At 40.9% G+C, this 13,980-nt stretch carries 15 protein-coding genes; 11 read left to right on the plus strand and 4 right to left on the minus strand.

Annotation, left to right across the window (positions count from 1 at the left end; all coding sequences use genetic code 11):
• Positions 1-262 precede the first annotated feature (262 nt).
• On the plus strand, positions 263-502 hold the full coding sequence (locus OIZ54_RS10930) for a helix-turn-helix domain-containing protein (RefSeq protein ID WP_004587151.1): 240 nt from the start codon (positions 263-265) through the stop codon (positions 500-502).
• Between the two features lie 71 nt (positions 503-573).
• Here the strand turns inward: OIZ54_RS10930 and OIZ54_RS10935 are convergent, their stop codons facing one another.
• Genes OIZ54_RS10935 through OIZ54_RS10950 form a run of 4 tightly spaced genes read right to left on the minus strand, consistent with a single transcriptional unit; the run spans position 574 to position 4,324 of the window.
• Positions 574-1,953, minus strand: coding sequence for an AmpG family muropeptide MFS transporter (locus OIZ54_RS10935; protein ID WP_004587150.1), 1,380 nt, complete (start codon positions 1,951-1,953; stop codon positions 574-576).
• A 46-nt stretch (positions 1,954-1,999) separates the two neighbouring features.
• A complete protein-coding gene (locus OIZ54_RS10940; protein WP_004587149.1) occupies positions 2,000-2,617 on the minus strand; it encodes a peptidylprolyl isomerase in 618 nt (205 codons plus the stop codon).
• A 2-nt stretch (positions 2,618-2,619) separates the two neighbouring features.
• Entirely contained in the window at positions 2,620-3,180 is a 561-nt protein-coding gene (locus OIZ54_RS10945) for a YajG family lipoprotein (RefSeq protein ID WP_096042114.1), read from the minus strand.
• A 1-nt stretch (position 3,181) separates the two neighbouring features.
• The gene (locus OIZ54_RS10950) at positions 3,182-4,324 is read right to left on the minus strand and encodes a methyltransferase (protein WP_024034301.1); all 1,143 of its coding nucleotides are present in this window, start codon (positions 4,322-4,324) and stop codon (positions 3,182-3,184) included.
• A gap of 42 nt (positions 4,325-4,366) precedes the next feature.
• On the opposite strand from OIZ54_RS10950, the gene OIZ54_RS10955 reads away from it, so the two are divergent.
• The 10 genes from OIZ54_RS10955 to OIZ54_RS11000 all read left to right on the plus strand — a co-directional run bounded on the left by OIZ54_RS10955 (position 4,367) and on the right by OIZ54_RS11000 (position 13,939).
• Positions 4,367-4,978 carry an alpha-ketoglutarate-dependent dioxygenase AlkB family protein gene (locus tag OIZ54_RS10955; protein WP_004587146.1) on the plus strand — a complete coding sequence of 204 codons (612 nt, stop codon included), beginning with the start codon at positions 4,367-4,369 and terminating at the stop codon, positions 4,976-4,978.
• A 55-nt stretch (positions 4,979-5,033) separates the two neighbouring features.
• A complete protein-coding gene (locus tag OIZ54_RS10960) occupies positions 5,034-5,345 on the plus strand; it encodes a BolA family protein (RefSeq protein WP_004587145.1) in 312 nt (103 codons plus the stop codon).
• Between the two features lie 123 nt (positions 5,346-5,468).
• Positions 5,469-6,662: an enoyl-ACP reductase FabV gene (gene fabV, locus OIZ54_RS10965; protein ID WP_024034299.1), complete on the plus strand. Its 1,194-nt coding sequence runs from the start codon at positions 5,469-5,471 to the stop codon at positions 6,660-6,662.
• A 353-nt stretch (positions 6,663-7,015) separates the two neighbouring features.
• The gene (locus OIZ54_RS10970; RefSeq protein ID WP_004587143.1) at positions 7,016-8,359 is read left to right on the plus strand and encodes a Na(+)-translocating NADH-quinone reductase subunit A; all 1,344 of its coding nucleotides are present in this window, start codon (positions 7,016-7,018) and stop codon (positions 8,357-8,359) included.
• Between the two features lie 3 nt (positions 8,360-8,362).
• Positions 8,363-9,565 (plus strand): NADH:ubiquinone reductase (Na(+)-transporting) subunit B, encoded by a 1,203-nt coding sequence (locus tag OIZ54_RS10975; RefSeq protein WP_004587142.1) that lies wholly within the window; start codon positions 8,363-8,365, stop codon positions 9,563-9,565.
• Entirely contained in the window at positions 9,558-10,310 is a 753-nt protein-coding gene (locus tag OIZ54_RS10980; protein WP_004587141.1) for a Na(+)-translocating NADH-quinone reductase subunit C, read from the plus strand. Before OIZ54_RS10975 ends, OIZ54_RS10980 begins: the two co-directional genes overlap by 8 nt.
• Complete coding sequence (locus OIZ54_RS10985; protein ID WP_004587140.1) at positions 10,310-10,942, plus strand: NADH:ubiquinone reductase (Na(+)-transporting) subunit D; 633 nt, start codon at positions 10,310-10,312, stop codon at positions 10,940-10,942. Before OIZ54_RS10980 ends, OIZ54_RS10985 begins: the two co-directional genes overlap by 1 nt.
• Before the next feature lie 10 nt (positions 10,943-10,952).
• Positions 10,953-11,561: an NADH:ubiquinone reductase (Na(+)-transporting) subunit E gene (nqrE, locus tag OIZ54_RS10990; RefSeq protein WP_004587139.1), complete on the plus strand. Its 609-nt coding sequence runs from the start codon at positions 10,953-10,955 to the stop codon at positions 11,559-11,561.
• Positions 11,562-11,579: 18 nt separating this feature from the next.
• The gene (nqrF, locus tag OIZ54_RS10995) at positions 11,580-12,809 is read left to right on the plus strand and encodes an NADH:ubiquinone reductase (Na(+)-transporting) subunit F (protein WP_004587138.1); all 1,230 of its coding nucleotides are present in this window, start codon (positions 11,580-11,582) and stop codon (positions 12,807-12,809) included.
• A 98-nt stretch (positions 12,810-12,907) separates the two neighbouring features.
• Positions 12,908-13,939 (plus strand): FAD:protein FMN transferase, encoded by a 1,032-nt coding sequence (locus OIZ54_RS11000; protein ID WP_264390402.1) that lies wholly within the window; start codon positions 12,908-12,910, stop codon positions 13,937-13,939.
• The last annotated feature ends 41 nt before the right edge of the window (positions 13,940-13,980 follow it).

Below are 13,980 nucleotides of genomic sequence, written 5' to 3' on the forward strand. Positions count from 1 at the left end.
TATTTAACCGAACTGTTAATAGTATATAATGTATCCAAGAGTGAGACGGGCAAAATTTCACTCTTAATAAAAATAAACCTATATCCTATTTTTGCGGGTTAGCACTGAATAGATTGGTAGGTTGAATAAGTAGCAATACCTTTGCTTATTTAAGCAATAGCTTGCTATTGAATAATGTAGTGGGTATCTGCTTATATGCCTCCAATCATTGTGTGACTACTGCTTTGACGGGTATGTCATATCATCTAGTAGGAGATGTAAAATGATGGGCAAGACTGTTTCTTCTGAAGAAAACGAAAAGCTAACTAAATGGCTTAAAACAAAACGCCATGAAAAGGGTCATACAATGCGTAGCCTGGCACAAGTGCTAGGAACACCTCACTCATTTATCGGTAAGATTGAAAATCAAGAACGCCGCTTAGATGTTATTGAGTTTGTACGTTACTGTAATGCACTTGAAGTTGATCCGCATGAAGCGCTAGGCTTAATTAAAGCGGATTAATATTGTTTTGCTTAGGGTGTTATAAGGGGCACTTGAACGGCCTAAGCAAATCACGTTAATGCAGGGATGCATTACATATTTTTATGATAATTTTGCTCTAACTGATAGAGCTTATGCCTAATCAAATATAAAAACACCAGCGAAGGTATTACCATTAATGCCGTTAACACAAAAAATAATGCCCAATTTCCCATTAGCCAATCATCAATAACCACACCACTGTAACTTGAAAGCAGTGTACGCCCTAAATTCCCAAGCGAAGCCAGTAATGCATAATGTGTTGCACTAAATGCCCGGTCACATAACATCGATATAAATGCCACCATAGCCACTAACGACCAAGCCTGAGTAAAGCCATCAATTACAATAGCAAAAGCGTATAAGCCTAAATTAGGGCCAACCAGCGCAATAGCCGAAAATGCTAAATTAGACCCCGCCATAGCAACGCCACTTATAAATAACCCTTTTACAATGCCGTACTTTTGATTGAACAAGCTGCCCACAAAGGTAAAAGCAATGGTGAGTACTGCAGTGCCTACTTTTGAAAAAGTAGCTATGTCGCTGTTGCTAAAGCCTATTTCTTTATAAAAAACAATCGACATACGCCCTAAAAAAGCTTCGCCTATTTTAAATAAGAAAATAAATGCTAATAAGGCAAGGGCTGTTTTAACCCCATTTTTAGCAAAAAAGGTTTTAAAGGGATCAACCACTGTAACGCCAAGCCAAGCAATCACTTTAGTAAAGGGCGTTTGCTTAATGCTGGCTAGTTTTTCAAGGTATACGCGCTCAAGCTCTGCGTGAACAGCTTCTCGGTTTGATTTAGGCTCTTTGGCAAACAACACGCCGCTCATTAGTATCAACATAACAGCGGCTAAAAAGTAATACACTTGTGGCCAATCTAAAGAGGGGATATCGGCCATGTAAAAAGGAATAGCACCCAGTAATGCGTAACCTGTCCACCAACCCGATGTGGCCATAGCAGCAGCTGCAGTGGCTTTATGAGATTCGTTTTCGCTTAACGTGTCTATTCTAAAAGCATCAATTGCTATGTCTTGTGTGGCAGAGGCGACTGCGATGAGTAAACATAAGCCGGCGGCAATCGCTAAGTTTGCTTTTAAATCAAGCCCCGCTAAAAGCAGGGTGCCAATAAACATAAAGCTTTGGCAAAATAAAATCCAGCTGCGACGTTGCCCAAACCATTTGTACAATAATGGCAGTTTGGTTCTATCAATAAGCGGCGACCACATAAAATTAATGCTGTATGCGCCAAATACAATACCAAATAAGCCAATCATACTGCGGCTTAGGCCTTCGTCTTTTAGCCAAGCCGACATCACAGAGCCAATCAGTACCCATGGAAAACCACTGCTCATACCAAATATAAAAATATTGATTAAACGTTTATCTTTAAAATACGAGAAATATTCGCTTACTGAGAGGGTTTTGCTCATAGGGCCTTCATTGGCGTTGGGTGCAACTTAGTTGCACCTCAGTGATTTATAATGGGGTTTGCTCAAGTACTTTAATATTTAAAATAACAACGGGCGTTTTTGGTACAAAGTCGTAGCCTATTTTTTCATTAAAGCCGGTTTCTACAGCCATAATTTTATCTAGCGTGTCGTAACCATCCATTACATTGCCAAACACGGCAAAGCCCCAGTCTCTACCTGGGTTTAAATGATCGTTATCATCCATATTAAAAAAGAACTGGCGAGTTCCTGAATGCGGTTCACGGTCTTGATACGCCATAGCGATGCTGTACATATCATTTTTTAAACCGTTGCCGCTTTCGTTAAATATAGGGTCGTTTTCGTGTAAGCCATCAAGGTCTTTATCGTAGCCACCACCTTGTATTACAAAGTCACGGTCGTTTTCAACATCACGTTCTACACGGTGAAATATACTGCCTTGGTAACTTTTATCCATTACGTAGGTTAAAAAGTTATTTACCGTAATAGGGGCTTTTGAGCGGTCTAGCTCAACCACAATGCTACCCAATGACGTGACTATTTCTACACGCGGAAAAATATTGTCTTTTTGAACAAAACGGCCTTCTTGTGCGGCAAAGGTGCTTACACTAAATAGTAGGCTTAAGCAGATTAAAAATCGTTTCATTGTTAACCTTCTAAAAATTCAATTAATTCTGGGTCCGATACAATGCGGGTTATAATTTGTTCCGTCAACTTATTGAGTTGACCTTCAATTTTGGCGCGATCGTGGCTCAGCGGCCCTTCTAAATTAGCACTGCCACGATACACTTTACTAAAATTGCTGGTAGAGCGAATGACCCGTACGCCTAGCTCAATGTGCGCTTCGCTGGTATGGCTCATGAGCTTTTCAGTCACTTGTGCTTGTAGGGCATGAATATCTAGTTCAAAGCGGGTTGTTGCTAGGTTAGAAATGCTTGCCCCGTTACGGTTTAGCGCGCTATCTAATACGCTTTTAACAGAGGTTACAATATCTTGGCTGGCAAAGGTCTTGGTTTTGTCCGACTCAACAAGCTTAAGGGTTGCGCTATCACCACGTAAATCAATAACGCTGGTACTTAAACTGGCTGAAATAACGCTAATTTGGCCACTTTTATAAACCGGGTTTAATATCACTTGGTTTGGCTGGTTACTGCATGCGCTAAACACCAGCATGGAGCAACAGGCTAAAATAAATTTAGTTAATTTCATTTTATAGCATCCCACTATTTTTAGTTGCGCTGAGCACTACAAACTTTTTGTTTGAACCTAATAGCTTACAGTTACCAAACATACGATTTAATTTATCGTGATAATCTAAATGACGATTACCAATAATACGCAGCTCGCCACCTTCTTTTAATGTATCTTTTGCTTGTTTAAACATTTGCCACGCAATGTGGTCGGTAACAGCTTGGGCTTGGTGAAATGGAGGGTTACACAACACCATATCCACACTGTCTCTTGCAAAGCCGGTTAAACAATCGTTTTCTATAAATTGGCAATCATCAAATTTATTTGCTTGGTTAAGTTCTACATTTAAACGTGCAGATTCGACCGCCATGTACGACTCATCAACAAAGGTTACCGACGCATTTGGACAGCGTGATAACGTCATTAAACCCACCACACCATTACCACAACCTAAGTCGATAATACTTTTTGCTTTTGAGGTTTGCGGCAAGTAATTAAAAAAGAACCGTGCACCTATATCTAACGAATCGCGCGAAAACACATTGGCATGGTTGGTTATATTAAAATCAGTGCCTTCAAGCTGCCAACTTACCGGGAAGTTAGCTTCTTTATAACCGCCTTTAGCTGTACTTAATATTAAACGCGACTTTTTAACGGCCAAACTTGTTTTGGTTTCGCCAATAAATTGCTCAAACGCTTTTATAGTTGAGTTATGAATTTCCTTTGTTTTACCCGCGGCAATAACCGGTGTGCCAGGGGCAAGTACTTCACTCAACTCGCTTAATTGAAACTGTAAAAACCCGACGTTACGCGGTATTTTTATAAGTACTAAATCAACCTCTTCAGGCAGCGCAGATAAGCTATCTAACTGTGTAAATTGGGCTGTTGATAGTTTATTTTCTTTTAAATTATAGGCTGCAGCTTGGTGGCTAATATAAGAATCGTTAACTGAACAAACCGTTAATTCACTAAAATAACAGGCAAGAGCACCAAACGCGTCGTTTAAAATTAGTAATGAGCGACAATCAGGGTGATGTTCGTTAACATAATTGATAAGGTACTCGTCGGCCGAATCCCACGCTTGTAAACTGCGGTTTTTTTGATCCAAAGGGAAACGTTCAAGAGTAAATGTTTTATCGCCTAGCTGGGCTTGCGTCGTCATAATGGTTTGTTGATCAGTAATCTAATGTAGGTAAATTCTAACATGCAACGGCAAAACGCCAACCCCCAACAGTTACCAAACGGCTTTTCTTATCAAAGTAAGGCGCTTAGTGCGCAAAAAAGCCTCGATTTATTTTATTATTTACAAAAAAATCTTAATTGGCAGCAGCCTAATGTCACTGTGTATGGCAGAACAGGGCCCATTCCACGTTTGCAATGTTTTATGAGCGACTTAAATATTGAATATGGTTACTCACACAGTAAACAAATAGTAGAGCCGTGGGATGAGGTGCTTTTAGCAATGCGAAAACGTTTAGAGCGACATTTAAATAAGCCGCTTAATTCGTTATTAGTTAATTATTACCGTGATGGTAACGACACCATGGGCTGGCACAGTGATGATGAAATAGAGCTAGGCCCTGAGCCTACCATTGTATGTATATCGCTTGGTGCTGAGCGCGTACTCAAATTAAAACAAAAAGCCACTAATAAAGTCACCGACTTAAAATTACAAAGCGGCAGTTGCTTAGTGATGAGTGGGCATAGTCAGCGCGACTACCAGCACGCAATCCCCAAACAAACAACGCTTGCTCACCCACGGATCAGCTTAACGTACCGCTTTATTGAGCACATTAAACAAAAGCAATTTAGTTAGTTAAATTAACTTGTTATAGTAGCTGCACAAATCAGTGACTAAATATGGTGTTTTAATGTCAATGCAACAACAAATTCAAGACAAGCTTAGTAGCGCGATTGCCTGTAAGCATTTAAACGTAATTAACGAAAGCCATATGCACAGCGCCGGTACTGAGTCGCATTTTAAAGTAATTGTGGTAAGCGAAGAATTTGCGGGTAAACGATTATTACAGCGCCACCGCCAAATTAACGAAGTACTAAAAGATGAGCTAGCAAATCATATTCATGCCTTAGCAATTCATACGTACACGCCAGATGAATTTTCAGAGCAGGGTGGCGAAGCACCTGACTCTCCAAATTGTATGGGCGGCTCAAAGCTAAATTAACCACAATGTACGTTAGCCAATATAATAGGGGTATTTGATCAGGTTTAACTGATCAGATCAGTGTTTTTAGTATTAGCCTTTAAACTAGCGCTAATTTTTATTGTAAAAGATATAGGATGATCAATGGTCATTAAGCCTAAAATTCGTGGATTTATTTGTACTAACGCACACCCTGTAGGATGTGCAGAGCATGTTCAAGAGCAAATTAACTATGTAAAACAACAAGGCGAATTAAAAGATGCGCCTAAAAATGTACTCGTAATTGGGGCATCTACTGGCTACGGCTTAGCGTCTCGTATTACGGCGGCATTTGGCGGTGGGGCTAAAACACTGGGTATTTTCTTTGAAAAAGAAGGTACAGAGCGTAAAACAGGTTCTGCTGGTTGGTACAATACAGCAGCATTTCAAGACGCTGCAGATGAAGCTGGGCTTTGGTCAAAAAATATTAATGGCGATGCGTTTTCTAACGAAATTAAGCAAAAAGCAATCGAGACAATCAAAGCAGATTTAGGCAAAGTAGACTGTATTATTTACAGCTTAGCATCGCCTCGTCGTACCGATCCAAATACAGGTGAGGTGTATTCATCTACACTTAAACCTATTGGCAGTGCTGTAACTACAAAAAATTTAAATACGTCAAAGCGCGAAATTGACGAAGTAACAGTAGAAGCCGCAAGCCAAGATGACATCGATAACACCATTAAAGTGATGGGCGGTGAAGATTGGGAAATGTGGATTGATGCATTAAAAGAAGCAGACGTACTAGCCGATAACTTTAAAACCACGGCTTATACTTATATAGGTAAAGAGTTAACGTGGCCAATCTACGGGCACGCAACAATAGGTAAAGCAAAAGAAGATTTAGACCGTGCAACTGCCGCAATTAAAGAATCGACAAAAGATTTAAATGGTCAAGCCTATGTGTCGTCGTTAAATGCTGTTGTTACTCAGGCAAGCTCTGCTATTCCTATTATGCCGCTATATATCTCTGCTTTATTTAAAGTAATGAAAGCCGATGGCACTTATGAAGGCACCATTGAGCAAATTCATGCTTTATTTAGCGAAAACCTATACGGTGAAAACCCACGCTTTGACGAGGGCGGCCACTTATTCCAAAACTACAAAGAGCTAGAAGACGATGTACAAGCACGTGTGCAAGCTGTTTGGGATAAAGTAGATACGAGCTCAATTGATGAGCTAACCGATTATGTAGGCTACCATAACGAATTTTTACGTTTATTTGGTTTTGGCATTGACGCTGTTGACTATGAGCAAGATGTAGACGCAGTGAAGCCAATTGCAAACATGATTGACTAATCATACTTTGTAATTATAAAAAGTCGCTTATTGCGGCTTTTTTGCTTTTAGTGTTTTAGATATTTTGTGGCAGTTAGGTGCTTAGGCTACCACTTTGGTCTACCTTGATTTTTATTTAAAACACTTAACAAAACTAAATAAGCGTTTCTGTCGTATAATTTTCATAAATACACTCGCATAGTCGTACATAATGATGTTAAAATCGAAGCAATATGTGAGGAGTTTTACTGCGTTGCTTGTTTGATATTCCTAGCAAGTTGTTCTTTTGTACCTTGATATATCTTGGATAACTCAAGTGGCGACGTGGTTGATACGATTTTTCAGTTTCTTTCCGTTAATTAATGCAAGTGCGTATGATCAACATAAAAAAAGGTCTGGATTTACCCATAGAGGGCGCGCCTCAGCAAGTTATTCATGATGGTTCTGCCATCAAACGTGTAGCTGTGCTAGGTGAAGAGTTTATCGGTATGCGTCCAACCATGCATGTTCGTGTGGATGACCAAGTCAAAAAAGGCCAGGTACTTTTTGAAGACAAAAAGAACCCAGGCGTCCTATTTACTGCACCAGCTTCTGGTACAGTAAAAGAAATTAATCGTGGTGCTAAACGTGTGCTGCAATCTGTTGTTATTGAAGTAAACGGCAGTGAGCAAATCACCTTTGACTCTTTCAATGCAGATGAGCTTGCAAGCTTATCGCGTGAAAAAGCCAAAGAAGTACTTGTTCAGTCAGGTCAATGGACAGCACTTCGTGCTCGCCCATTTAGCAAAATAGCTGCGTTGGATGCAAATCCTAGCTCTATATTTGTAACCGCTATCGACACAAACCCTCTTGCTGCAGATCCTGCAGTAATTATTGCCGAAAATGCAGCTGCATTTGAAGCGGGTCTTGCTGTTGTTTCGCGTTTGACCGATGGCAAAGTATTTGTATGTAAGCAAGCTGGCAGTCAAGTTCCTAGCTCGTCTATCGCTCAAGTAGAAGTACATGAGTTCGGTGGCGTGCATCCAGCAGGCTTAGTTGGTACTCATATTCATCACCTTGATGCAGTATCTGTTAATAAACAAGTTTGGCATATTGGTTACCAAGACGTTATCGCGTATGGTCACTTATTCCTTACTGGTGAAATCAACACAGACCGTGTTATTTCGCTTGCAGGTCCTCGCGTTAAAAACCCTCGTTTAGTGAAAACACAACTAGGTGCTTCATTAGATGATTTAGTGGCAGGCGAATTAGAAGACGGTGATAACCGTGTTATTTCTGGTTCTGTTTTATCTGGCGCTATTTCTTCAGGTCCTCATGCATTCTTAGGCCGCTACCACGTTCAAGTATCTGTTTTACTTGAAGGTCGCGAAAAAGAGCTGTTTGGTTGGATTGCACCAGGTAGTGATAAATTCTCTGTAACGCGTACATTCCTTTCTCACCTTGCACCGAGTCGTTTATTTAAAATGACAACGTCTACAGGTGGTTCAAAACGTGCCATGGTACCAATTGGTAGCTACGAGCGCGTAATGCCGCTAGATATTTTGCCAACCCTATTATTACGTGACTTAATTTCACGTGACTTAGACAGTGCAATTTCATTAGGTGCGCTTGAACTTGATGAAGAAGATTTAGCGTTATGTACCTTCGTTTGTCCGGGCAAATACGAGTATGGTTCTATCCTACGCGATTGCTTAACAACGATCGAGAAGGAAGGCTAAGAGATGGGTTTAAAGAAATTTTTAGAAGACATTGAGCCGCATTTTGAACCAGGTGGTAAACACGAAAAATGGTACGCCCTGTATGAAGCAGCCGCGACTATTTTTTACACGCCAGGTTATGTAAATAAAGGCGCAACTCACGTTCGCGATAATATCGACCTAAAACGCATGATGATTTTAGTGTGGATGGCGACGTTCCCAGCTATGTTTTTTGGTATGTTCAACATCGGTCATCAGGCCGCAGGTGCTTTAGCACAAGGTTTTGAACTAGCAAACTCTTGGCAGGTTGGCTTGTTCCAGTTATTTGGTGGTGAATTAACCGCTGAGTCGGGCTGGGGCGCTAAAATGTTCTACGGGGCATGCTTCTTCTTACCAATATACGCCGTTACTTTTGCAGTAGGTGGTTTTTGGGAAGTACTATTTGCTTCTGTGCGTAAGCATGAAGTTAACGAAGGTTTCTTCGTAACCTCTGTATTATTTGCACTTATTTTGCCTGCGACTATTCCTTTATGGCAAGTGGCGTTAGGTATTACGTTTGGTGTTGTTATTGCTAAAGAAATCTTTGGTGGTACAGGCCGTAACTTCTTAAACCCTGCATTAGCGGGCCGTGCGTTTTTATTCTTCGCATACCCTGCACAAATTTCAGGTGACACAGTATGGACTGCAGTAGACTCGTTCTCTGGTGCAACTATGCTAGGTCAAGCGTTTGTAGGCACTCTTGATTACAGCAACATGGAGCTATGGTGGAATGCGTTTTACGGTTTCATTCAAGGTTCTGTAGGTGAGACATCTACGCTTGCTGTGCTTATTGGTGGCTTATTCTTAATTTACGTTCGCATCGCTTCTTGGCGCATTGTACTAGGTGTATTCCTAGGTATGGTGGCAACTGCATTCTTATTAAATGCGGTTGGCTCTGAGAGCAACCCTGTATTTGCAATGCCTTGGCATTGGCATTTAGTACTGGGTGGTTTTGCGTTTGGTATGTTCTTTATGGCTACTGACCCTGTATCAGCTGCATTTACCGATAAAGGTAAGTTCGCATACGGCGCGCTTATTGGCTTTATGGTAGTTATGATCCGTGTAGTAAACCCTGCTTTCCCAGAAGGCATGATGCTAGCAATCTTATTTGCTAACTTATTTGCTCCACTGTTCGATCACTTTGTAGTGCAAGCTAATATCAAGCGGAGGTTGGCACGTAATGTCTAGTAATAACGAATCAATCGGCAAAACGTTAACGGTTGTTGTAGCACTATGTTTAGTGTGTGCAATTATTGTATCGTTTGCTTCTGTACAGCTTCGTCCTTTACAGCAAGCTAATAAAACTCAAGATATTCAACGTAATATCTTAGCAGCAGCTGATATTGAAATCGCAAACTCTGTATCTGACACATTCGATGGCAAAATCGAAGCACGTGTTGTTGATATGGACACTGGCGAATTTGTTGAAGATGCTGATCCAAACTCATTTGATTTCGAAAAATCGAAATTCGACCAACAAAGAAGTTTTGCACTTAAAGCAGAAGGGATTAAGGACATCGCTGGTATTCAGCGTATGACTAAAAACTCACCTGTTTACATCTCTAAAAAAGAAGATGGCTCTACAGATGCAATCATTTTACCTATCCAAGGTTACGGCCTTTGGGGTGTAATGTATGGTTTCTTAGCGCTTGAAAGCGATGGCGAGACAGTTAAAAACATCAACTTTTACAAGCATAGCGAAACACCAGGCCTGGGTGGCGAAATTCAAAACCCACAATGGACAGCTAAATGGCAAGGTAAAGAGTTACCTATTAACATTATGAAAAGCGGTGCTAGCAACGAACATCAAATTGATGGTTTATCAGGTGCTACACTAACTTCTAATGGTGTTGATCACACAGTTGACTTTTGGACTGGTGAAAACGGCTTTGGTCCTTTCCTTGCGAAGGTACGTGAAGGAGCGTTGAAATAATGGCTGATACTAAAGAAATGAAGTCGGTCCTATTTGGTCCGGTTTTAGCTAACAACCCAATCGCATTACAAGTACTTGGTATTTGTTCTGCTCTGGCGGTAACGTCTAGCTTAAAAAATGCCTTAATCATGTCAATTGCTTTGACATTAGTAACGGCGTTTTCTAGCTTGTTCATTTCAAGCATTCGTAACCACATACCTTCATCAGTACGTATTATCGTACAGATGACGATCATTGCTTCACTAGTAATTGTTGTAGACCAAGTATTACAAGCATTCTCTTACGCTACGGCGAAAGAGCTTTCTGTATTCGTTGGCCTAATCATTACTAACTGTATTGTAATGGGTCGTGCTGAAGCGTACGCAATGAAGTCGCCGCCACTTATGTCATTTTTAGATGGTATTGGTAATGGCTTAGGCTACTCAGTGGTATTACTTACTGTTGGTTTCATTCGTGAGCTATTTGGTAAGGGAACACTATTCGGTGTTGATATTATCCCATTAGTACAAGATGGTGGTTGGTATCAACCTATGGGTCTATTGATTTTACCACCGAGTGCATTCTTCATCATTGGTTTATTCATATGGGTACTTCGTACTTATAAGAAAGACCAAGTAGAAGCTAAAGCGTAAGGGGCAAGCAGTGGAACATTATATTAGTTTATTTGTAAAAGCGGTTTTTATTGAAAACTTAGCTTTAGCTTTCTTCCTAGGTATGTGTACTTTCTTAGCAGTATCTAAAAAAGTAACTACATCAATTGGCCTAGGTGTAGCCGTTATTGTGGTACTGGGTATTTCTGTACCAGTAAATAACTTGGTTTACCATGCCGTACTTGCACCGGGTGCATTAGAGTGGCTTGGTTACCCTGAAGCAGACCTTAGCTTTTTACGTTTCTTAACGTTCATTGGTGTTATTGCAGCACTTGTGCAAATTTTGGAAATGGCATTAGATAAGTTTTTCCCTGCACTTTACAACGCATTAGGTATCTTCTTACCACTAATCACAGTTAACTGTGCGATTTTTGGTGCGGTATCATTCATGGTTGAGCGTAACTATAACTTCGGCGAGTCTGTTGTTTATGGTGTTGGCGCTGGTGTTGGTTGGGCGCTTGCAATTACATTACTTGCAGGTATCCGTGAGAAAATGAAATATTCAGACGTGCCAGATGGCCTACGTGGTTTAGGTATTACCTTCATCACTGTTGGTTTAATGGGTCTTGGCTTTATGTCATTCTCTGGTATTTCACTGTAAAGGTAGCGAGGATAAATCATGAGTTATGAGATTTTCTTAGGCGTTGGTGTTTTCATCGCTATCGTTGTACTACTAGTTTTAGTTATCATTGGTGCTAAATCTAAGTTAGTTGCAAGCGGTGACATCATCATCGGTATTAATGGCGATCCAGACAAAGCCATTAAAACATCAGCAGGTAGCAAGCTTTTAGGCGCGCTATCTGAATCAGGTATTTTCGTATCATCTGCGTGTGGTGGCGGTGGCTCTTGTGGTCAGTGTCGTGTACACATTAAAGAAGGTGGTGGCGATATCTTACCAACAGAACTTGATCACATTTCTAAAGGTGAAGCCCGTGAAGGCTGTCGTTTAGCGTGTCAGGTAAATGTTAAAAACGACATGGAAATTGAACTTGAAGAGTCAATTTTCGGTGTTAAAAAATGGGATTGTGAAGTTATCTCTAACGATAACAAAGCAACGTTCATTAAAGAGCTTAAGCTACAAATTCCAGATGGCGAATCAGTGCCTTTCCGTGCGGGTGGTTACATCCAAATCGAAGCGCCTGCTCACCATGTTAAATACGCAGATTTCGATATTCCTGAAGAGTATCGTGGCGACTGGAATCACTTTGGTTTCTTCGACCTGGAGTCAAAAGTAGACGACGAAACAATTCGTGCATACTCAATGGCTAACTACCCAGAAGAAGAAGGCATTATCATGCTTAACGTGCGTATTGCTACGCCGCCGCCAAGAAACCTAAGCCTACCATGTGGTAAAATGTCATCGTACATTTGGTCACTTAAAGCAGGCGACAAGGTAACAATTTCAGGTCCATTTGGTGAGTTCTTCGCTAAAGACACCGACGCTGAAATGGTATTCGTAGGTGGTGGTGCAGGTATGGCACCAATGCGTTCACATATCTTTGACCAACTTAAGCGTTTAAACTCTAAGCGTAAGATTAGTTTCTGGTATGGTGCGCGTTCTGAGCGTGAAATGTTCTATGTTGAAGATTTCGACGGCTTAGCAGCTGAAAACGATAACTTTGTATGGCATACCGCATTGTCTGACCCACAACCAGAAGATAACTGGGAAGGTTACACAGGCTTTATCCATAACGTACTTTATGAAAACTACTTGAAAGATCATGAAGCGCCAGAAGATTGTGAGTTCTACATGTGTGGTCCTCCAATGATGAACGCGGCTGTTATCGGCATGCTTAAAGACCTAGGTGTAGAAGACGAAAACATCTTACTAGATGACTTCGGTGGCTAACACCCATATCAAAACAGCTTAGTTTTGGTTAAAATACGGGCCTCGTCGCACTTTGTGCTACGGGGCTTTTTTTATTTTATTTTACATGGGCTAATTTAATGAATAGAGTAAGCAGTTCTCAAGGCGTTATCAGTATTTTTTTATTAACTATAGTGCTATTTATCTCTGGCTGTGGGGCTGATAAAACACCTCAGGAGGTATTTTTAGAAGGCAAAACGATGGGCACCACCTATCATATTAAATACTTCGCCGACGATAAAAGCGTTGATGCCACTAAATTACAGCAGCAAATAGATACGCAATTGAAAGCGGTTAATCAGTCTATGTCTACGTATATCCGCGATTCTGAAATTAACACATTTAATAAATTACCCGCCAACCAGGTTATGCCAATTAGTGAAGACTTTAGGGCTGTGGTGAGTGAATCGATTCGTTTAGGTAAGTCGACCAAAACGCTTGATGTAACGATGGGCCCGTTAATAGATTTATGGGGCTTTGGACCTGATAAAAAACCAACTAAGCGCCCAAGTGATGAAGCACTTGCTGCAATGATTGAAAAAATTGGTGTAGATAAACTAAATCTTACTGAGCAGGGCCTTGCTAAAACAGTTGATGGTTTAGAGCTGTCGTTTTCGGCCACAGCGAAAGGGTATGGCATTGATAAAGTAGCGCAATTACTTGAAAGCCAAAATATTAGTAACTACATGGTAGAAATAGGTGGGGAGCTGCGCATTGGCGGTGAAAAGCCAAATAACCAAGATTGGAAAATCGCGATAGAGCAGCCAGATGCGCCACCAGGCGAGCGAAAAGTTCACCGAGTATTAGCGCCCGGTACGAATGGCATTGCAACATCAGGTGACTACCGTATTTTTTATAAAATGGATGGCGAAACTTACACTCATTTAATTGACCCAGTAACAGGCATGCCAATCAAACATGACTTAGTGTCGGTTACTGTATTACATCCTAGTGCAATGACCGCAGATGGCTTAGCAACCGCATTAACGGTTATGGGAATGGACGATGCTAAAGCATACGCTGAAAAGCACGATTTACCTGTGTACTTAATGGCTAAATCAGACAAAGGCATTGTGACTTACGCGAGCACTGCTTTTAAACCTTATTTGTAATATAATGGCGTTTAGCTAAAGCTTTATTCGTGCTAAACGCA

The sequence above is a fragment of the Pseudoalteromonas sp. A3 genome (assembly GCF_025942345.1).
Classification (GTDB): Bacteria; Pseudomonadota; Gammaproteobacteria; order Enterobacterales; family Alteromonadaceae; genus Pseudoalteromonas; species Pseudoalteromonas atlantica.